The following is a 19,487-nucleotide window of genomic DNA, read 5'->3' as shown; positions in this document are numbered from 1 at the left end:
AAATAATGTCCAGATTCTTTTTCAGGATGACAAACTTTGTGGATATTTTTCTAATGTTTAAATAAGCAGCTATAATTCTAGCCCCGATAGAAACGACATCCTTTTGTGTTGCGATCGGAGCGAAGCGGAGACCGTAACAAAAAAGATACAGTGGATAGCGGGAAAAAGCTCCTGAAAAAATTATAAATTATTAATGATGAATTATAAATGATTTCAGAGTACTGATAATTTTTCATTTCTTAGAAACGAAGCATAATAATTGGGAATTTCACTTTTCTCGATTTCCTGAGCAACTTTTTCAATCGGATAGTTTAATTGAATAATTTCGGGAGTAATTTTTTCTTCATCTAAAGTCAGAATTACATAAGAAGCCAATCGGTTCTCTTCTCTTGAACGACCGACAGAAACCGCTGTTAATCGCCCATTTTCCATCACAATATTTTTTAAAAGACAAATGAGTGTGTCCCATAATGACAACATCTGATTGAGATTCATGCAGCATATTAAGAAAAACCTCATCATCTTTGCCTTCGTACAGATACGTATCATTGCTTTCCAGACTTGAGTGGACCAACTGAATATTCCAATGCTTTTTCCCAATTTTATAGTTTAATTTTAAATGAAAAGGCAATTCTGATAAAAATATTTTATTCTCTTTCGTAATGTTTTTTTTGGAATGATCTATCGCTGAAAATCTTGCCGCAGTTTCTTCTTCAGAATGCTTACTTAAAGGAATTACAGGCACATCAAAAGCAATTCTTTCATCATGATTTCCCATTAAGCAAGGGATATTCAAGGTTTTTATCTTTTCAATGACTTCATTTCCCCACGGCGCAAAATCTACAAGATCTCCTAAACAGAATTTCTGGTGAATTCTCCTTTGCTCCATATCATTTAAAACCGTTTCCAACGCGGGAAGATTTCCGTGTACATCACTAAAAATCGCAATTTTTATCATTATCCTTCAATTTCTCAAACAAATTTACGGGACAGAAAATAAATTCAACTCCGTCAGAATATGACTTTTAACCATGATAATAGAATTTAATAATGATAAAATGAAAATCATTAATTATTTATAACCGATAGTCTAACTATCATTATTCTGATAATTAATTATAATTTATATTATTTTTATAATACAAATTCCCACCCTAACTTTGCATCATAAAATTTAAACAATCATAAAACAATGAAAAAAGTATTAATCATTAATGGCGGACAAAACTTCGGACATTCGGGAGGAAAATATAATCAGACAATCGCAGAAAGTACTTTGGATGTTCTAAAAGAGTTTGAAAATGTAGAAATAAAAATAACAAATGTTGGGGCTGGTTACGATAAAAATGAAGAGGTAGAAAAATTTGTTTGGGCAGATTATATTATTTATCACACGCCAATCTGGTGGTTTCAGTTGCCGAATGGTTTGAAAAAATATATCGATGAAGTTTTCACAGCCGGTCATGCAAAAGGAATTTATATGAGCGACGGCAGAAATGCTGAAAACCCAAAAATAAATTACGGAACCGGCGGAATGCTTGGCGGAAGAAAATATATGGTGACAACAAGCTGGAACGCCCCGGAAACGGCTTTTACGCTTCCCGGAGAATTTTTCAATGAAACAAGTGTAGATAATGGACCGTTATTTGGTTTCCATAGAATGAATGCCTTTGTTTCTCTGGAAAAAATGGAAAGTTTTCACTTCCATGATGTAGAAAAAAATGCAGATGTAGAACGTGATATGAAAATTTATAAAGATCATCTTACCACTATTTTTCAACAAGAATTAAAACCACAATTAGCCTAATGAAAATTTATCTTACAGCCGTTATAAAAGCCAAAGAAGAATACAGAACTGAAGTCTTGGAAGTTCTTCAAAACATGGTAAAAGAAACCAGAAAAGAAGAAGCGAACGAATTATACACGCTTCATCAGGGAATTGAGGATAAAAATCAATTCGTTTTCTATGAAATCTGGAAAAGTGAAGAAGGTTTGGCGCAACACAATCAGCAACCTTATATTAAAGCTTTTGGAGCTTTGGTTGATGAAAAATTGCAGGAAAAACCACAGATTTATTTGACTGAAATTATTTAAATATTTAATACAAAACGAGAAAAATTTTTAAACCGCAAAAGCGACAAAAGAAATGATTGAGAAAAGAATTACAAAAGCAAACAAATGAAGTAATTCAATTTTGCCCGCTTTTGAAAGTCTTATAACATATTGAAATCTTTTGCTTCTTTTGCGGTTTAAAAATAATATAATTCATCAAAATCATGAAAAAATTAACATTATTACTTCTTGCCATCTTCACGATAGGATTGATTCACGGACAAACCAAAAAATCTAAAAATATGAAAAAGAAAATTTTATTTGTCGTTACCAGTCATGACAAAAAAGGAGATACCGGCGAAAATACGGGATATTATCTTGGGGAAGTTTCGCATCCTTGGGAAGTTCTTCACAACGCAGGTTACGAAATCGATTTTGTAAGCCCGAAAGGTGGAACTCCTCCCGTTGACGGATTTGATTTGAAAGATCCCGTAAACAAAGAATTCTGGGAAAGTAAAGACAAAAGTAAAATTGATCATTCTTTACAGCCTTCACAAGTTAATCCAAACGATTATTCTACCATATTTTATGCAGGAGGTCACGGTGCGATGTGGGATTTTGCAGACAATACAGAATTATCAACAATCGCTTCAAAAATATATGAAAACGGTGGAATTGTAGCTGCAGTTTGTCACGGTCCGGCTGGTTTGGTGAATATTAAATTGAACAACGGAAAATATTTGGTAGATGGTAAAAAGATCAATGCTTTTACAAATGAAGAAGAATCTGAAGTGAAATTAACCAATGTTGTTCCTTTCCTCTTAGAAGATAAATTGAAAGAAAGAGGCGCAAAATTTGAAAAATCAGGACTTTGGCAGAATCATGTCGTGACAGATCAAAGAGTGATTACCGGACAAAATCCTCAATCTGCAAAAAGTGTGGGTGAGGCTATTTTAAAGGAATTAAAAAAATAGTTTTCAGGCTGTTTTTCAATTATAAATAAAGCGCTTCTCAACATTGGGAAGCGCTTTTAGTAAATAACGAATTCAAAAAAAATTATTTTGCAATGGGCAAATGTGTACTGATCCCGATTCGGTTTCCACGCATTGATCGTGATGATTGCCATGATGATTTGAGCAATAGTAAGTTCGTCAAAAACCTGTTTTGCTTTGTAATATGTCTCGTCTGTTAACCCTTTTTGACTGATTAAAGTAATTTCTTCAGTCATTTCCAAAATCACCTGTTCTTCTTCTGTGAACAATTCTTTAGCGTCTCTCCAAGCGTTCAAAAGGAAGATTCTTTGTGGCGTTTCACCATACTTCATGGCATCTTTCGTGTGCATATCAAGACAGTAAGCACATCCGTTGATCTGTGAAGTTCTGATTTTAATTAATTCTTTCTGAATCTTGTTTAAAGAAATATTCTGAAGATATCCTTCTAATCCCAATAATGCTTTGTAAGCTGCGGCATCCGTAGTTGCCATGTTGAATCTTGTGCTCATACTATTTTATATATTGTTTGTTAAATTATCTATTGTAAATGAATATTTTTGCTGAGTTGCTAATAAGAAAGCACCTGCACTTCCCACCCAAACCGAATAATCAAGGGGAGCTTTTGCACCCAAAGCAATGGTCATGGATAAAGCAAAAATCAATAATAAAAACCCTGCTCCGTACGCTGCAATTTTAGTTTTAAATCCCAATACCAACAGCAACGGAAAAAGTATTTCGAAAAAAGTCGCTGAATAAGCAGAAAAAACACTTAAACTTTCCGGAAGAAAAGAAGTGATCTGCCTCGTATATTTTTCAAAATTCTCCCAGTTTCCCCAAGTTGAATTTTTCCCCCACAACCCGAATCTGTCGGCAACTGCGGAAAGCATCGTTACAGCAATCGCTAGTCTTAAAAATAACTGTGGAAATAAATCTTTTTTGTCTGTCATGATATTGGCTTTTAATTACATGACAAAGTTGCGGTTTATAGATTGTAAAAATCTTAAACTGGTTTAAGAACGTAATTTTGCTCTTATTTCACTTAAATATTCGGGAGTAAAACCCAGAAAAGAAGCAATAAGATATTGTGGGATTCTTTGAATAAATTCGGGATATTGTGTGCTAAAATGTACATACAGCTCTTCCCTGCTCATTTCGTACAAATAACGGATTCTCCGTTCTGAAGCGGCATAAGCTCTTTGATAAATCATTCTGAAATACCGTTCCATTACAGGATGCTTTTTCAAGAGGTCTTCCTGAGTCTGAAAATCGATCATCAAAATAGTAGAACGTTCCACCGCCTGAATACAAAAATCTGATTTCATCTGTCTTTCATACGCGAAAGTATCTGTAATCCACCAGTTTTCTATGGCAAATTCTGTCGTTTGTTCTACTCCTTTTTCATTGGTGAAAAATTTTCTTAAACAACCTTTCAACACAAAATACATAGACTTACAAACCTCTCCATCGAGCATCAAATCTTGTTTTTTCTTTACTTCCAAAACTTGAAAAAAAGAGAGAACAGAGTTGTATTCTTCTTCACTAATATCGATGAATTTAGTTAAATGTATCTTGAAAGTATCCATTTCTGAAATTGTGTAACCAAACTTAACTTTATTTTTTTAGTTTTACAATGACAAAACAATAAATCATGGAAATCGTTGCCAAAATTTTAATTGCATTCGTCGCAATAGAACATATCTACATTCTTTGGATGGAAATGTTTGCGTGGGAAACCAAAGGAAAAGAAGTTTTCAAAAAAGCGCTTCCTGCAGAAATGTTTAAACCCACAAAAGGTTTGGCAGCGAATCAGGGACTTTACAATGGTTTTCTTGCAGCAGGATTACTCTGGTCTTTCTTCATTGAAGATCCGAAATGGCAGACGAATATTGCTTTATTTTTCTTGAGTTGTGTCGCAATTGCAGGCATTTATGGTGGAATTTCTGCGACGAAAAGAATATTTTTTGTTCAGGCTTTGCCCGCTATATTGGCAATTATCGCAGTTTTATTAAAGTAGTCTACAAATTCATTTTAGAGTTTACGAAAAACCCTCTCGCATAAAACCCTGAATATCAATTCATAAAATACTGGAAATTCCATTAAATATAAAATCCGTAAATTTGTATCATCATAAAAAATAAATGCGTAGTTTTTTTTACGCTGTTCTACATGTTGATAATCTGTAGAAATTCAAGTTGTTCTGTACAAAATACCTGTAAATTATCTGAACGGATAATTTAATTTTTGAATCTATTTTAAAAGATTAATTTCTTTTTACATGATACTCTTTTAGATAAGAGTAAAAACCTATTTGAAAATATTTAAAAGATAAACATAAGGCTTTATGTCTTTTGTGTGTTTTAGTTTTTTATATTGTTTTATTCTTAAATACTGTAGTGATTACTTGTGCTTTTCGAAACAATAAAGCAATATAGATTAAACGTATAATTACAACTTTACTTTTATGTACAAAAAAATACAATTAATTAAAATATGGAAAAAATCGAAAACAGTAGAAAAGTAAAACTGAAAGTAGAAGATTTAACAATTATTTTCGGAAAACATAAAGAAAAAGCATTGGAACTTCTCAACAAGGGCGTCTCAAAAAAAGAAATTCTTGAAAAAACAGGTTGCACAGTAGGAATCAATAAAGCTAGTTTTGAAATTTACGAAGGTGAATTCTTTGTGATCATGGGGTTATCAGGAAGCGGAAAATCAACCTTGCTTCGTTGTCTTAACCGATTGAATGAACCCACTTCGGGAAAAGTATACATCAATAACGATAATATTACCGAGAAAAATAATAAAGAGCTTCTGCAAGTAAGAAGAACTGAAATGAGTATGGTATTTCAAAAATTCGGTTTATTGCCGCATCATACTGTTCTGAGTAATGCCGCTTTCGGGCTGGAAATAAGAGGTGAAGACAAAGTTTCGCGTGAAGAAAAAGCACAAAAAACATTAGATATCGTTGGGTTAAGCGGTTTTGAACATCAGTTTCCCTCTCAACTTTCCGGTGGTATGCAACAAAGAGTGGGATTAGCAAGAGCTTTGGCAAATGACCCCGAAGTTTTATTGATGGATGAGGCTTTTTCAGCACTTGACCCCTTAATAAAATCTGAAATGCAAGATCAGATGCTGGAATTACAGGATACCCTTCAAAAAACAATTGTTTTTATTACGCATGATTTGGATGAAGCCATTAAGATTGGTGACAGGATCGCCATTATGAAAGACGGCGTAATAGAACAGATAGGGACTGCGGAGGACATTTTAACCAACCCTGCAAGCGATTATGTAAAAGCTTTTGTGGAGAAAGTAGACCGTAAAACTATTATTACAGCAAAATCTCTGATGTTCGATAAACCGTTTGTGGTGCGTTTCAGAAAAGACGGTCCCGAAGGTGCATTGAGAAAAATGAGAGCTTCAGCGCTGGAAAATTTACCGGTTGTTGATTTACATCATAAATTTATGGGTTTTGTGACTCTTAATGATATTGTACAAATTGCGAAGAAGAAAGCAACTACTGTAGAATCTATCATCAATAGCAATGTTCCTTCCGTTTATCCGGATGCTACAGTAGAAGAAATGTTGCCGTTGATTTCCGAAAGTAAATCCTCAATCGCCGTTGTGGACCAAAACAATAAGTTTTTAGGACTAGTAACGCAATTATCCCTTATCATAGAAGCTACAAAGTTTAATGAAGAAGAAATTATCGAATTAAAAGAAATCGCAAACAACCAATAAGATGAATAAAATTATAGATATAGGTCAATATGTAGAAACTGCCGTCAATTGGCTGGTAGAAAACGCAAAACCCTTGTTTGATGTCATAAAAAATGTAGGAAACTCTTCCATCTTGGGAATTGAATGGCTTTTAGTAAATACTCCTTTTTACATTGTCATTTTATTTTTCACCTTATTAGCTTTTTGGAAAGCCGGAAAAGGCACTACAATTATGACGCTTGGCGGGCTTTCTCTCATATTTTTAATGGGATTCTGGAGAGAAACCATGGAAACACTTGCGCTTGTTTTTGTCTCCACTCTTACAGCACTTATCCTATCTGTACCTTTAGGGATTTGGGCAGCTAAAAACAAATTTGCCGCGAAAATCATCCGTCCTTTATTAGATTTAATGCAAACCATGCCTGCTTTTGTTTACCTGATTCCTGCGGTATTATTTTTCAGTATCGGTAAAGTTCCGGGTGCTTTTGCAACCATTATTTTTGCAATGCCACCGGCGGTTCGTTTAACAACATTGGGAATTGAAGGCGTACCAAAAGATATTGTGGAAGCAGCCCGTGCTTTCGGAGCCAACAGTCGCCAGATTTTATTTAAAGTAGAGCTTCCTTTAGCGACGCAAACTATTTTAGCCGGAGTCAATCAAACTATTTTATTATCGTTATCAATGGTCGTCATTGCAGGAATGATTGCCGCAGGTGGTCTTGGAGAAAAGGTATTAGAAGGAATCAGTAATCTGGATATTGGATTAGGATTTGAAAGTGGTTTATCGGTTGTGATTTTAGCCATTATTCTAGACCGTATTACCCAAGGATTTATAAAGAAAAAACAATAAAATGAAAAAATTAAAATATCTGATATTTCCAGTTTTAATAATCCTATTTGGTATACTAAACTCATGCGAAAAATTAAAAAACTCTAAATATATCACCATCGGAATGGTAGATGGATGGGCAGAAGATATTGCCATGACCCACGTTGCAAAAGCCATTTTAGACAAACAAGGATACCATATCATTATTCAGAAAGCATCTGCAGATATGATTTTAGCGTCGATGAATAACGAAGACACAGACCTTTTTATGGGAGTCTGGCTACCTCATACACATGCTGCGAAAATCGCCAAATTTCCGGAATTAACTGAACTTGGAAACCAGCTACAACAACGGGCGCATCGGTTTGGTTGTGCCTGAATATGTTACCATTCAGTCGGTGGAAGAATTAAATCAACATCAGAAGCAATTTAATAAAAAAATTATTGGTATTGAAAAGGGGGCAGGACTGACCTCTGCAACCGATAAAGCGATTATAGATTATAAGCTGAATTATAAACAAATCAGCTCCTCAACCATTGCCATGCTTACCGAATTACAAAACGCGATCAGGCAGAAAGAATGGATTGTTGTCACCGGATGGCAACCCCATTGGATGTTTGGTAAGATGAAACTTAAATTTCTGGATGACCCAAAAAAAATATTTGGGGAAGCAGAACAAATTAAAACGTACGGTAGAAAAAGTTTTGGTAAAGATCACCCCGATGTGGCAAAATTCTTTTCTAAATTACACTTTGAAGACGAAGATCTTACGGATCTACTAACCAAAATGGCAGATACCAAAGACAAAGAAGCAACCGCCAAGAAATGGGCTGAAGATCACCCTCAATTAATCAACTCATGGTTGGATAAAAATTAATTTTCACTAAAATCAGTCGAATTAAAATCCTCTGCTCTTCTCGAGTTTGGGGATTTTTTAATCCCTAAATTTATCTTTTAAAGAACTTATTAACTTTTTATGATAAATCAATACCAAAATAAAATCACAAAGCAGAAATCTCCAACAGTTTCTGTTTCATTTTTTCAGGTTTAAATTCTCCTTCATGATACTCAATCAAATTCTGATTTTTATCTAAAATAATCCACAAAGGATAAACCGGCTGGTTTTTATTTTTAGCGAAAGCCAGCGCCAATTCATGAATTCCTGAATTTCCATTGGGTAAATAATTAAATTCCTGCCCTTGAAAATTGATTGTATCCTTTGTTTTTTCCGCTTCAAAATTGATGAAATAAAAATCTTCATTGATCATTTTAACCAACTCTTTATTTTTATTTAATTGAAAAGATTCAATCTTACAAACCGAACACCAACTTGTATAAATGTGAATGATAACAGGTTTTTGATGTGTTTTTTGTAAATTCTCAAGTTCAGAAAAAGTGCCTGTTTTCATCTGCGAAAGACAAAAACAAGGCACTAACATTAAAAATAAAAATATCGTTAAATTCTTCATTTTCAGTAATTTTTGTTTCCAATTATTTCTTACTTCAAAAATGTTATTTTAAACGCAAAGTTTTAATTTTCTCTATTTATAAAAGTGAGCCAAGATGAATCAACAAGTTGATTTGATGAAGCGATATTTCCAAGCTTCGCGAAGCAAATTCATTTGCCTTTGCTTTCTAAAAACTAAAGTTTAAGTATAAATCTTTGCGTCAAAAAAAACTCATTTATACTTGAAATTAATGTTCACCAATCTTTATTTCAAAGTATATTTTACCCCCAAAAAACCTCTGATTTTCTGCATCGGAGCATATCCGTAAGTCGTATCAAAAGTATAATGATTCGGGTTATTGATCGGATCATTCACATGTTGATCAAACGGATCAAACGGTCTCATCAATGGATCTTTCGGAGTAAAATTAAGCAGGTTTTTAATTCCGCAATACACTTCAAATCCCGATTTGAAACTTTTTGAAACCTGAATATTCGCCAAAGAATAAAACGGAGAATATTCAGGTCGGTAATCATTCGGCAAAACAGGCAATCGCATCGGTCCGTAAAACTGTCCTGTAAAATCTACCGTCAGATTCTTGGGAAATTTATAGGTCAAACTGTATGTTCCGCTCCATTTTGGGGCATGAAGCTGCTGCACTTTTTCATTATCTCCATCAAATTTCTGATAGACATCCAAATAAGTCACCCCTAAATTAATACTCAAAGGAAAGCTAAAACTATAGTCTACATTCATTGAAGATCCTCGTGAAATTCCGTACCCATGAAGATTATCGTAAATAATTTTCTCAGGATCGGTATCAAAATTACCGACAATTTTATTGCTGAAATATGTGTAAAACACAGAAGCATCAATATTAATCAAACGATCTCCGACAGGGATTTTCCAGACATAATTTAAATTCCCATTGACGGATCTTTCAGGTTTTAAATTTGATTGAATCACAACGTCACGCGAACCCGTCAAAGCAGCGTGATCTTCCGTAAATAAATTCACAACCCGGAAACCAGTCCCAAAATTAAAACGCAACGTATGATAAGGATTCGGAGAAAATTTCCATGCAAAACGCGGTGAATGTACAGAATGATGGATTTTATCATAATCAAATCTGTACCCTAATAACAACGTATTTTTCTCGTTAATTTCCCATTGATCCTGAATAAACGCTCCAAAAATAGGTGACTTCATCGGCTCGTTTGTAAACCCGTCTGCGGATGAAGTTCCGGGTGTATTGTCGTCATAAAATGTTTTTTTGTACGTAATTCCCGAAATCAAATCGTGGCTGCCCAGTTTTTTATCCCAATAGGTCTGCACAAAAGCTACTTTCTGTGTCGCATTAAAAGGATTACTTCCATAAAAAGAATTCTGATCATGAAAATTATAAGAAAACTGAGTGATAATATTTTCTTTCATCGGCCACTGATACATCCCGAAAGCCTCTACTCTATTGGTATAAATACTTTCTCCGTACACCTGATTGCTTCCACGATACGATTTATCCCACTGCATTTCTCCGCCAAAACGGTCTTCATATAAATATCGCAAAGCAAAACTCGCCATTCTGTTTTCCTTACGTTGAAAATTCCATTTATTGAATACAGAAATCCTGTTTTGTAAAGCAGAATCGGTGAAATTGTCTTTATTTTCATCAATTTTTCTTTCAAAGCTGAAATAATTTAAGCTTAATAAAGAAGCTACATTTTTTCCAAAATTAAATTTCGTTGATAAATCAATATTATTTTCACTCCAAGTCGTTGTCATCAAGTCAACACTCAATTTCGGAGCGGTCAAAGCATTTTTAGTGATAATATTAATAACTCCGCCCATCGCTTCAGAACCGTAAAGAGAGGAAGCCGGACCTTTTACAACCTCAACTCTATCAATCAAACTATTAGGAATTCCGCTTAATCCGTAAACGGTGGAAAGCGAACTTACAATCGGCATTCCGTCGATCAAAATCATCGTATAAGGTCCTTCCAATCCATTGATGTGAATATCTCCCGTGTTACAAACCGAACAATTCAGTTGAGGTTTTACTCCGTTTACCATCGCAATTGCTTCAAAAATATTCGGAGTCGGGTTTTTCTGGAAAAATTTTTGACTGTAAATCTCCACCGCAACCGGACTTTTCGATCTGCTAATCGGTTTTATCGTTCCGGTAATCACAATATCGTCGATCAGTTTGGTTTTCATCTCTTTTCTGTCTGAAATTTTCACCGAATCCAGTTTTTTTGATGGATTTACATTCAAACTATCCGATTCCTGTGAGAAACAATAGCTTGAAAAAAAGATGGCAGAAAATAATATTCGCTTCATGAAATTAAAATTGTTAGACAAAACTAACATTTATTTTTAGAATAGCAAAACTATCTGAAAATCTTTATTAAATTCAATTCATGAAAATTTATTAAATTTGAGAATCTAGATATAAAAGTAAAATGAGATATCATCAGTCGGGAAATATCCCACCAAAAAGACATACGATTTTCAAATCTCCGGAAGATAAATTCTACTATGAACAGCTTTTCGGAACGGAAGGTTTTCACGGGATTTCTTCCCTGTTGTACCATACTCACCGTCCGACTCAGATAAAATCTATCGGCGAAGCAAAAGACGTAACCCCGAAAATTGCGGTTGAAAAAAACGTAACTCCAAGAATGTTTAAAGGCATGAATGTGACTCCTGAAGACGATTTTATGGATAGCCGTAAATTTCTAATGGTGAACAATGACCTGAAAATGGGATTATCGAAGCCTAGAAAATCAATGGATTATTTCTATAAAAATGCCGAATGCGACGAACTTTTATACGTTCATAATGGAAGCGGAATTTTAAAAACTTTTGTAGGAAATCTTGATTTTTCTGTTGGTGATTATTTGATTATTCCTAGAGGTACGATTTATCAGGTTGAATTAAATTCAGACGACACTGTTTTCTTTGTCGTGGAAAGTCATTCCCCGATTTATACGCCAAAAAGATATAGAAACGAATTCGGGCAGCTTTTGGAGCATTCTCCGTTTTGCGAAAGAGACATCATTGCACCAACTTTTGTTGAACCAAAAGACGAAAAAGGGGAATTTTTAATTAAAGTAAAAAAAGAAAATCAGATCACGGATTTCATCTACGCAACGCATCCATTCGATGTTGTAGGTTGGGACGGGTATTTTTATCCTTATAAATTTAATATTAAAAATTTCGAACCGATTACGGGTAGAATTCACCAACCGCCACCGGTTCACCAGACTTTTGAGGCACACAATTTTGTGGTTTGTTCGTTCTGTGCAAGAATGTACGATTATCATCCGATGGCAATTCCTGCACCTTACAATCACTCGAATATTGATTCTGATGAGGTTTTATTCTACACAGAAGGTGATTTCATGAGCCGTAATCATATTGATTTAATGGACTTTACACTTCACCCGGGAGGAATAGTACACGGACCTCATCCGGGAGCAATGGAAAGAAGTATTGGTAAAAAATTCACTGAAGAATATGCGGTAATGGTAGATCCTTTCCGTCCTTTAAAACTTACAGAAGAAGCGTTGAAAGTGGAAGATCCGTCATACAAAACTTCTTGGTTGGAAGAGCAGGATAAAACGATGGAAGACCGTTCTCAGGAATAAGTTATTTTAATAAAAAAAGATAAAAAAGGGCTAGATGTGATTCATTTAGTCCTTTTATTTTACCTAAAACATGATAAATGTTTTGAAAAAAAGCAACTCCATTTTAGATCAAATAAACGCAATATGAAGTATCTTTAAGTGATAAAAATCGTAAATAATAATCACTTAAAACATTAATATGTACAATTATATCAGTGCAGAAGAAGCTATTTATACCATCAAAAGCGGAAACCGTGTTTTCTTCCACGGAAGTGCATGTACTCCGAATTATTTAATCAACGAATTGGCAAGACAATCCCATCGTTTGGATAATGTAGAAATGGTTTCCATTACGCAACAAGGAAATGTAGAAATCGCCAAACCTGAATATAAGAACAAATTTTTCGTTAATTCATTATTCGTTTCCACTCCGGTTCGTGATGCGGTAAATTCTGACCGTGGCGATTTTGTTCCTGTCTTTTTAAGTGAAATCCCGATTTTATTTAGAAAAAATATTTTACCGTTGGATGTGGCTTTAATTACCGTTTCTCCGCCTGACAAACATGGTTTTTGTACATTGGGAACTTCGGTAGATGTTGCGAGAGCGGCGGTTGATACAGCAAAAATCATCGTTGCCATCGTGAATCCGTTAATGCCGAGAACTCACGGCGACGGAATGATTCACATCAGCAGAATTAACAAATTGGTTTGGCATGAAGAAGAGCTTCCGACGATAGATTATGGTGCAAAAGTAGGTCCCGATGAAATGCTTGTCGGAAAAAATGTGGCTGAATTAATTGACGACAGATCTACCCTCCAAATGGGAATCGGAACTATTCCGGATGCCGTTTTAAAATGTTTGGGAAATCACAAAGATCTTGGCGTTCATACCGAAATGCTGAGCGACGGAGTGATTGATTTGATTCAAAATGATGTCATTAATAACAAATATAAAGGCTACAACGACAATAAAACGATCACAAGTTTTTGTTTCGGAACAAGGAAATTATACGATTATGTGGATGACAATACCGTGTTTTCATTCGATGATGTGAGTAACGTCAATTTTCCGATTAATATTATGAGAAACAAAAAAATGGTTGCCATTAATTCTGCCATTGAAATTGATTTAACCGGACAAGTCTGCGCAGATTCTATCGGAACCATGCAATACAGCGGAATCGGCGGACAGATGGATTTTATGCGCGGTGCCGCTTTAAGCGACGACGGAAAACCCATTATTGCCATTACTTCAAGAACGAAAAAAGGAGTTTCCAGAATTGTACCGTTTTTAAAACAAGGAGCAGGAGTTGTAACGACAAGAGGACACATTCATTGGGTGGTTACAGAATACGGAACGGCTTATTTATACGGGAAAAACCTTCGTCAGAGAGCTCAGGAATTAATAAGTATTGCTCATCCTGATGACAGAGAAACGCTGGAAAGAGCTGCTTATGAAAGGTTTAAGCATTAATCGATTTTGTTATTAAATTTTTTATTTTTAATTCTTTGTTTAATCCAAAAAAAACGTACTTTTAATTTAACATAAAGAAATAGCATTAAAAATTCAATCATTTGGCAGTATTTTTGCTAAAAAGCTTTTTAAACATAGGAAATTGAAAACTATATATAATTCGATAAGAGAGGAGGTAATAAAGCATTCTAAGGTGAAGAATTCGGTTTTGGGGAATGTAGGAGAATGGAAGAGAAGCCATTATATCATTCTTTCCGAAATTATAAAAGATGAATTATCCGAAGCCGAAGAACTGAAAGGCGGAAAAAAATTCGAGATAGGAAATACTATTTCGCACGTTACATTACAGCGTTTTTTCGAGAATGATTATCAAGACAAAACCCATAATGATCTAAGGTTTCTGAAAACATTAGACAAGATCTGTATATTTTTGGGTTACAAAGATTTAAACTCATACATCCAGTTTGTAAAAGAGAAAAAACAGGAAAAAGAAAACGACAGTGGCATTGCATTTATCACAAAAATAGTGTACGATTATTGCACCACCGTTTTTGAATTTTATAAAAATTTTCCTAATCACAAAACAGAATTCTTCAAAGATTTGGTTTTTGATGATTCTCCATTTCTAGAACGGGCTTCACAATTTAGTAAAGAACTGTGTGACAGAGATTTTCAGTTAGTTACAAAAAACAACCGTTCCAATTTTGAAGTTTTTGATATTCATCTTGTGACTGATGAGCCTGATAAAAAAATATTAGAATCTCAGGAATTCTGGAATCTTTTATTTAAAGTCGGTGAAACTGGTGAAGAACATTTCGTAAATCAACTGAACACACAGATATATTTCATCCGTAAAATTGATAATGTCTGGAAAATTTGGGACAACTATAATCCCAATGCAGGAAGACTTAATAATATAAAATAAGAGAAAGCCGCAGGAGATTCCTATGGCTTTCATTTTTCGAAATATTCTTTTTCTCACTTGTTGTAATGACAAAAGTATACATCTTAACCCCAATACAATAAACTTAAGCATACTTAAATAAACTCTTCTTTAAATTTTGATTAAACTTTCCTAACGTTTGTTTGTTTATATTTTTCGTATTAGTAAGAAATTCGTAATTTGCATACCCATAAATATAAAGTAAAAATAGAAAATATGTCAACACTTACATTTGCCGAAAAAATTGCTCAAGCAGAGAATTTTTTGCCAATTAATGGTACAGATTACATTGAGTTTTATGTAGGAAATGCTAAACAGTCTGCTCATTTTTATAAAACCGCTTTCGGTTTTCAGTCTGTAGCATACGCTGGTCCTGAAACAGGAGTAAGAGACCGCGCATCTTATGTTCTTCAACAAGGAAAAATCAGATTGATCTTAACAACTGGTCTTAAATCTGATTCACCAATCAGCGAGCACGTAAAAAAACACGGTGATGGAGTGAAAATTTTGGCACTTTGGGTAGATGATGCTTATGCAGCTTTCGAAGAAACGACAAAAAGAGGCGGAAAACCTTATATGGAGCCGGTAACTTTGACGGACGAACACGGTGAAGTAAGAATGTCCGGAATCTACACATACGGAGAAACGGTTCACATGTTTATCGAAAGAAAAAACTATACAGGTCCTTTCATGCCTGGTTACGAAAAATGGGAAAGTGCTTATCAGCCTGAAGATGCAGGGTTATTATATGTAGACCATTGTGTAGGAAATGTAGGTTGGGACAGAATGATCCCAACGGTAGAATGGTACGAAAAAGTAATGGGATTTGTAAACATCCTTTCTTTTGACGACAAACAGATCAACACAGAATATTCTGCTTTGATGTCTAAAGTAATGTCAAACGGAAACGGATTTGCAAAATTCCCGATCAACGAGCCTGCAGAAGGTAAGAAAAAATCTCAGGTAGAAGAATATCTTGATTTCTACGAAGGTGAAGGTGTACAACACATCGCTGTTGCTACAAAAGACATCATTCATACGGTAACTGAGCTTAAAAAACGTGGCGTAGAGTTCCTTTCTGCTCCACCGGAAGCTTATTACAACATGGTTCCTGAAAGAGTGGGTCATATCGACGAAGATCTTAAAAAGCTTCAGGATTTGGGTATCCTTATCGATCATGATGAAGAAGGATATTTGTTACAGATCTTTACAAAACCGGTAGAAGACCGTCCTACTCTATTCTTTGAAATCATCGAAAGACACGGAGCACAAAGTTTTGGTGCGGGTAACTTCAAAGCATTGTTCGAAGCATTAGAAAAAGAGCAAGACAAAAGAGGAAATCTTTAATTTAAAATACAATACAGAGTTTTGTCAGGATGAAAAATCTTGACAAAACTTTTTTATAAACACATTATTATGAAGAAAATTTTCGTTGGAGTTTTATTTTTTGGAGCAACATTTGGCTTAAAAGCGCAATATGGTTCATTAAATGACATTCTTACCCGACTTGAAGAAAGAAAAGGAGTCAATCAGAATCTGGAAACGGTTGATATCAATAACAAGAAATTTGTCTTCATAAAAGACGAGACCGATCACACGGAAAGAGATTTTATTGTTATTAAAGGAAACAAAGCTACTTACGTAGAAGTTTTCGATGACAAAGCTACGGGAGAAACAAATTCCAATGTTTTTTCGGGCGATATTGTACGAAACAAGAAAAATATTATTTCTTTAAGAGCGGATATGCTGGAAAATCAAAAAGTCCCCATTCCTGTTACCAAAACGTTATTATTAACAAGACAGGATAATATTCTATACCTTATTGATATTAATACGAGAGCCAGATGGATCGACGAAGAATCTTTTTCTAAAACTAAGGCTAAAACTAAAAAATAAATATTTTGAAACGTCATTGCGAGGAGTGAAAGCGACAAAGCAATCTCATTCCAACAAAAATAACTCAAGTATTTTCACAATATTAAAACAATATTAAATTTGTGTCTATTCATGTAAAAATTAGTGGAATTTGTGTTTAACTTCAAAAAATATTTAAAACTAAAATTTTAACGGATTTTCATTGTAAATCCAAATCAAATTCAAAAAATTATGAAATCATTTGTAGAGTATTCATCAAATTCAGATTTTTCAATACATAATATTCCGTTTGGAGTAGCGGTTTTCAACAAAGAATATATCGCATGTTGTACAAGAATCGGAGATCAGATTGTTGATCTTGCAGCATTGTTCGATCTTGGTTATTTTGAAGAGATAGAAGGTCTTGACGATAACTTTTTCGAAGCTTATACCTTAAATGAGTTCATCGAATTAGGAAAACCAATCACGAATGCCGTTCGTTTGAAAATTCAGGAATTATTACAGGAAGGTTCAATATTGTCTAAAGACGAAAAAACAATTGAAGACGCTTTCTACGACTTAGATAAAGTAAGCATGATGATGCCTGTTCACATCCCGAATTACACAGATTTTTACAGCAGCATCGAACATGCAACCAACGTTGGAAAAATGTTCAGAGATCCTGCAAATGCGCTGCTTCCAAACTGGAAACATTTGCCTGTAGGGTATCACGGTAGAGCTTCATCGATCGTAGTTTCAGGAACAGATATCAACCGTCCGAAAGGTCAGATGAAACCTGCAGATGCAGAAAAACCGGTTTTCGGACCTTCAAAACAATTGGATTTTGAACTGGAAATGGCTTTTATCATCAATCAAAACACCGAAATGGGCGAAAGTATTTCTACAAAAGAAGCGGAAGGTGCTATTTTCGGAATGGTAGTTTTCAACGACTGGTCTGCAAGAGACATCCAATCTTGGGAATATGTTCCGCTAGGACCGTTTTTGGGTAAAAATTTCGGTTCATCAGTTTCTCCTTGGGTTGTGACTATGGAAGCTTTAGAACCATTCAGAACAGCTTCTCCTACGCAAGATCCTGAAGTTTTAGATTACTTAAAATTTGAAGGAGATAAAAATTACGATATCAATCTTGAGGTGTATTTACAGCCGGAAAATGGTGAAGAAAATTTAATTTCCGAAAGCAATTACAAACATATGTACTGGAATATGACTCAGCAATTGGCTCATCACACAGTAAACGGTTGCAATGTTGAAGTTGGAGATATGTACGCAAGTGGAACAATTTCAGGAAGCGATCCAAAATCTTTCGGTTCTATGCTTGAATTAACTTGGAGAGGGCAGAATCCAATCCAGTTAAACAACGGACAGGAAAGAAAATTCATCGATGACAACGATACCGTAACCATGAAAGCTTGGGCTGAAAAAGACGGTGTAAGAGTTGGTTTCGGTGAAGTTTCCGGGAAAATTATTCCTACGAAATAAGTGATAAACTTTAAATTTTAACACATAAGTCACAAAGAAAATTCGTTTTTCGTGCGTTGTAAAATATTTTCAAAGTATTAAACTTTAAAACTAATGTGACTTATGTGCTAAAAGAAATAATGTAATAATGAAAACAGTAATCCCATCCGAAATAACTCCCGTACAACTACAACTCGTCATGCAAACTGCCGTTTCACCGCGTCCGATTGCGTTGGCTTCGACGGTTGATAAAGAAGGAAACAGCAATTTATCACCGTTCAGTTTTTTTAATATGTTCAGTACAGTTCCTCCGATTTTGATTTTTTCACCGGCAAGAAGAGTGCGCGATAATACGACAAAACATACATTGGAAAACGTTTTGGAAACTTCTGAAGTCGTAATCGGAACCGTAAATTTCCCGATTGTACAACAGATTTCTTTGGCCTCCACAGAATATGGAGACGGCGTCAATGAGTTCATCAAATCCGGATTGACCATGAAAGATGCAGATTTGGTTAAGCCTAAATTAATCGAAGAATGCCCCGTTAATTTTGAATGTAAAGTTTTAGAAATAAAACATTTAGGAGATCAGGGAGGTGCAGGAAATCTGATAATTTGTGAAGTTCAGAAAATTCATATCAGAGAAGAATATTTGGATGAGCAAGGAAATTTGGATCAGGCAAAACTCGATATGGTCTCTCGTTTAGGCGGAAACTGGTATTCCAGAAATAATGAAGCAACTCTTTTTGAAGTTCCAAAACCTTTGGTAACAAAAGGAATCGGTTTTGATCTTCTTCCTGATGCCATAAAATACAGCAAAGTCTTTACAGGAAACGATTTGGGAATGTTGGCAAACGTAGAAATTTTACCTTCAGAAAACTGTCATGATGATGAAAATATTCACCAGAATGCGCAAAAATTATTACTGGAAAGTAAAATTGACGAAGCCTGGAAGGTTTTAATTAAATAATTCTGGCTTGAAGTCGGAAGCTGGAGGTTGGAAGTTTTCAAACTGTGAAAATAAACGTTACAATGATAACTTCCACCTTCCTGCTTCTAGCTTCAAGCC

The 19,487-nt window shown here is 34.8% G+C and carries 20 protein-coding genes and 1 pseudogene; 15 read left to right on the top strand and 6 right to left on the bottom strand.

What is annotated here, in order from left to right; genetic code table 11:
• Positions 1 to 343: 343 nt before the first annotated feature.
• Positions 344 to 958: a metallophosphoesterase family protein gene (locus J3D55_RS07115; protein ID WP_259129670.1), complete on the bottom strand. Its 615-nt coding sequence runs from the start codon at positions 956 to 958 to the stop codon at positions 344 to 346.
• Positions 959 to 1,192: 234 nt separating this feature from the next.
• Between J3D55_RS07115 and J3D55_RS07110 the strand changes: the two genes are divergently transcribed.
• The 3 genes from J3D55_RS07110 (at position 1,193) to J3D55_RS07100 (ending at position 3,026) form a co-directional block, all read left to right on the top strand.
• Positions 1,193 to 1,807, top strand: a complete 615-nt coding sequence (locus J3D55_RS07110) for an NAD(P)H-dependent oxidoreductase (protein ID WP_259129667.1) — start codon at positions 1,193 to 1,195, stop codon at positions 1,805 to 1,807.
• Positions 1,807 to 2,094 carry a putative quinol monooxygenase gene (locus J3D55_RS07105; RefSeq protein ID WP_259129665.1) on the top strand — a complete coding sequence of 96 codons (288 nt, stop codon included), beginning with the start codon at positions 1,807 to 1,809 and terminating at the stop codon, positions 2,092 to 2,094. The genes J3D55_RS07110 and J3D55_RS07105 overlap by 1 nt, the downstream gene beginning before the upstream one ends.
• A 182-nt stretch (positions 2,095 to 2,276) precedes the next feature.
• Positions 2,277 to 3,026: a type 1 glutamine amidotransferase domain-containing protein gene (locus J3D55_RS07100; protein ID WP_259129663.1), complete on the top strand. Its 750-nt coding sequence runs from the start codon at positions 2,277 to 2,279 to the stop codon at positions 3,024 to 3,026.
• Positions 3,027 to 3,108: 82 nt separating this feature from the next.
• Here J3D55_RS07100 and J3D55_RS07095 read toward each other — a convergent pair.
• The 3 genes and pseudogenes from J3D55_RS07095 to J3D55_RS07085 all read right to left on the bottom strand — a co-directional run bounded on the left by J3D55_RS07095 (position 3,109) and on the right by J3D55_RS07085 (position 4,627).
• A pseudogene (locus J3D55_RS07095) lies at positions 3,109 to 3,553 on the bottom strand (carboxymuconolactone decarboxylase family protein).
• Positions 3,554 to 3,559: 6 nt separating this feature from the next.
• Positions 3,560 to 3,991 (bottom strand): DoxX family protein, encoded by a 432-nt coding sequence (locus J3D55_RS07090; protein WP_259129660.1) that lies wholly within the window; start codon positions 3,989 to 3,991, stop codon positions 3,560 to 3,562.
• Positions 3,992 to 4,054: 63 nt separating this feature from the next.
• On the bottom strand, positions 4,055 to 4,627 hold the full coding sequence (locus J3D55_RS07085; RefSeq protein ID WP_259129659.1) for a Crp/Fnr family transcriptional regulator: 573 nt from the start codon (positions 4,625 to 4,627) through the stop codon (positions 4,055 to 4,057).
• Positions 4,628 to 4,692: 65 nt separating this feature from the next.
• Here J3D55_RS07085 and J3D55_RS07080 point away from each other — a divergent pair, with 65 nt between their 5' ends.
• From J3D55_RS07080 to J3D55_RS07060, 5 genes are all read left to right on the top strand, one after another.
• A complete protein-coding gene (locus tag J3D55_RS07080) occupies positions 4,693 to 5,058 on the top strand; it encodes a DUF1304 domain-containing protein (RefSeq protein ID WP_259129657.1) in 366 nt (121 codons plus the stop codon).
• Between the two features lie 476 nt (positions 5,059 to 5,534).
• Entirely contained in the window at positions 5,535 to 6,785 is a 1,251-nt protein-coding gene (locus J3D55_RS07075) for a quaternary amine ABC transporter ATP-binding protein (protein ID WP_259129655.1), read from the top strand.
• Between the two features lies 1 nt (position 6,786).
• A complete protein-coding gene (locus J3D55_RS07070) occupies positions 6,787 to 7,614 on the top strand; it encodes an ABC transporter permease (RefSeq protein ID WP_259129623.1) in 828 nt (275 codons plus the stop codon).
• A 103-nt stretch (positions 7,615 to 7,717) separates the two neighbouring features.
• Positions 7,718 to 7,972, top strand: a complete 255-nt coding sequence (locus J3D55_RS07065) for a glycine betaine ABC transporter substrate-binding protein (protein ID WP_259129619.1) — start codon at positions 7,718 to 7,720, stop codon at positions 7,970 to 7,972.
• Complete coding sequence (locus J3D55_RS07060; RefSeq protein WP_259129616.1) at positions 7,926 to 8,471, top strand: glycine betaine ABC transporter substrate-binding protein; 546 nt, start codon at positions 7,926 to 7,928, stop codon at positions 8,469 to 8,471. Before J3D55_RS07065 ends, J3D55_RS07060 begins: the two co-directional genes overlap by 47 nt.
• Positions 8,472 to 8,595: 124 nt before the next feature.
• Here J3D55_RS07060 and J3D55_RS07055 read toward each other — a convergent pair whose 3' ends face one another.
• Both J3D55_RS07055 and J3D55_RS07050 read right to left on the bottom strand, forming a co-directional pair.
• Positions 8,596 to 9,063, bottom strand: a complete 468-nt coding sequence (locus J3D55_RS07055; protein WP_259129614.1) for a thioredoxin family protein — start codon at positions 9,061 to 9,063, stop codon at positions 8,596 to 8,598.
• A 243-nt stretch (positions 9,064 to 9,306) separates the two neighbouring features.
• Entirely contained in the window at positions 9,307 to 11,379 is a 2,073-nt protein-coding gene (locus J3D55_RS07050) for a TonB-dependent receptor plug domain-containing protein (RefSeq protein ID WP_259129613.1), read from the bottom strand.
• 122 nt (positions 11,380 to 11,501) lie between these two features.
• On the opposite strand from J3D55_RS07050, the gene J3D55_RS07045 reads away from it, so the two are divergent.
• The 7 genes from J3D55_RS07045 to J3D55_RS07015 all read left to right on the top strand — a co-directional run bounded on the left by J3D55_RS07045 (position 11,502) and on the right by J3D55_RS07015 (position 19,388).
• Positions 11,502 to 12,689, top strand: coding sequence for a homogentisate 1,2-dioxygenase (locus J3D55_RS07045; RefSeq protein ID WP_259129610.1), 1,188 nt, complete (start codon positions 11,502 to 11,504; stop codon positions 12,687 to 12,689).
• A 178-nt stretch (positions 12,690 to 12,867) separates the two neighbouring features.
• Entirely contained in the window at positions 12,868 to 14,142 is a 1,275-nt protein-coding gene (locus J3D55_RS07040; protein WP_259129605.1) for an acetyl-CoA hydrolase/transferase family protein, read from the top strand.
• 142 nt (positions 14,143 to 14,284) lie between these two features.
• Entirely contained in the window at positions 14,285 to 15,067 is a 783-nt protein-coding gene (locus J3D55_RS07035; RefSeq protein WP_259129603.1) for a hypothetical protein, read from the top strand.
• A 234-nt stretch (positions 15,068 to 15,301) separates the two neighbouring features.
• Complete coding sequence (gene hppD, locus J3D55_RS07030; RefSeq protein ID WP_259129602.1) at positions 15,302 to 16,432, top strand: 4-hydroxyphenylpyruvate dioxygenase; 1,131 nt, start codon at positions 15,302 to 15,304, stop codon at positions 16,430 to 16,432.
• Positions 16,433 to 16,501: 69 nt separating this feature from the next.
• A complete protein-coding gene (locus tag J3D55_RS07025; protein ID WP_259129600.1) occupies positions 16,502 to 16,981 on the top strand; it encodes a hypothetical protein in 480 nt (159 codons plus the stop codon).
• Positions 16,982 to 17,191: 210 nt separating this feature from the next.
• Positions 17,192 to 18,439, top strand: coding sequence for a fumarylacetoacetase (gene fahA, locus J3D55_RS07020; RefSeq protein ID WP_259129598.1), 1,248 nt, complete (start codon positions 17,192 to 17,194; stop codon positions 18,437 to 18,439).
• A gap of 127 nt (positions 18,440 to 18,566) precedes the next feature.
• The gene (locus J3D55_RS07015) at positions 18,567 to 19,388 is read left to right on the top strand and encodes a flavin reductase family protein (protein WP_259129588.1); all 822 of its coding nucleotides are present in this window, start codon (positions 18,567 to 18,569) and stop codon (positions 19,386 to 19,388) included.
• Positions 19,389 to 19,487 lie beyond the last annotated feature (99 nt).

Origin of the sequence: Chryseobacterium ginsenosidimutans (assembly GCF_024807225.1) — a bacterium.
Lineage (GTDB): Bacteria > Bacteroidota > Bacteroidia > Flavobacteriales > Weeksellaceae > Chryseobacterium > Chryseobacterium ginsenosidimutans.
This window is presented reverse-complemented; position numbering and strand designations above follow the sequence as displayed.

Coding starts and splice junctions, on each gene's coding strand:
- J3D55_RS07080 (WP_259129657.1), top strand. CDS start 4,693: ATGGAAATCGTTGCCAAAATTTTAATTGCATTCGTCGCAATAGAACAT.
- J3D55_RS07085 (WP_259129659.1), bottom strand. CDS start 4,627: ATGGATACTTTCAAGATACATTTAACTAAATTCATCGATATTAGTGAA.
- hppD (WP_259129602.1), top strand. CDS start 15,302: ATGTCAACACTTACATTTGCCGAAAAAATTGCTCAAGCAGAGAATTTT.
- J3D55_RS07040 (WP_259129605.1), top strand. CDS start 12,868: ATGTACAATTATATCAGTGCAGAAGAAGCTATTTATACCATCAAAAGC.
- J3D55_RS07050 (WP_259129613.1), bottom strand. CDS start 11,379: ATGAAGCGAATATTATTTTCTGCCATCTTTTTTTCAAGCTATTGTTTC.
- J3D55_RS07045 (WP_259129610.1), top strand. CDS start 11,502: ATGAGATATCATCAGTCGGGAAATATCCCACCAAAAAGACATACGATT.
- J3D55_RS07100 (WP_259129663.1), top strand. CDS start 2,277: ATGAAAAAATTAACATTATTACTTCTTGCCATCTTCACGATAGGATTG.
- J3D55_RS07065 (WP_259129619.1), top strand. CDS start 7,718: ATGGTAGATGGATGGGCAGAAGATATTGCCATGACCCACGTTGCAAAA.
- J3D55_RS07055 (WP_259129614.1), bottom strand. CDS start 9,063: ATGAAGAATTTAACGATATTTTTATTTTTAATGTTAGTGCCTTGTTTT.
- J3D55_RS07070 (WP_259129623.1), top strand. CDS start 6,787: ATGAATAAAATTATAGATATAGGTCAATATGTAGAAACTGCCGTCAAT.
- J3D55_RS07075 (WP_259129655.1), top strand. CDS start 5,535: ATGGAAAAAATCGAAAACAGTAGAAAAGTAAAACTGAAAGTAGAAGAT.
- J3D55_RS07090 (WP_259129660.1), bottom strand. CDS start 3,991: ATGACAGACAAAAAAGATTTATTTCCACAGTTATTTTTAAGACTAGCG.
- J3D55_RS07105 (WP_259129665.1), top strand. CDS start 1,807: ATGAAAATTTATCTTACAGCCGTTATAAAAGCCAAAGAAGAATACAGA.
- fahA (WP_259129598.1), top strand. CDS start 17,192: ATGAAATCATTTGTAGAGTATTCATCAAATTCAGATTTTTCAATACAT.
- J3D55_RS07115 (WP_259129670.1), bottom strand. CDS start 958: ATGATAAAAATTGCGATTTTTAGTGATGTACACGGAAATCTTCCCGCG.
- J3D55_RS07110 (WP_259129667.1), top strand. CDS start 1,193: ATGAAAAAAGTATTAATCATTAATGGCGGACAAAACTTCGGACATTCG.
- J3D55_RS07025 (WP_259129600.1), top strand. CDS start 16,502: ATGAAGAAAATTTTCGTTGGAGTTTTATTTTTTGGAGCAACATTTGGC.
- J3D55_RS07015 (WP_259129588.1), top strand. CDS start 18,567: ATGAAAACAGTAATCCCATCCGAAATAACTCCCGTACAACTACAACTC.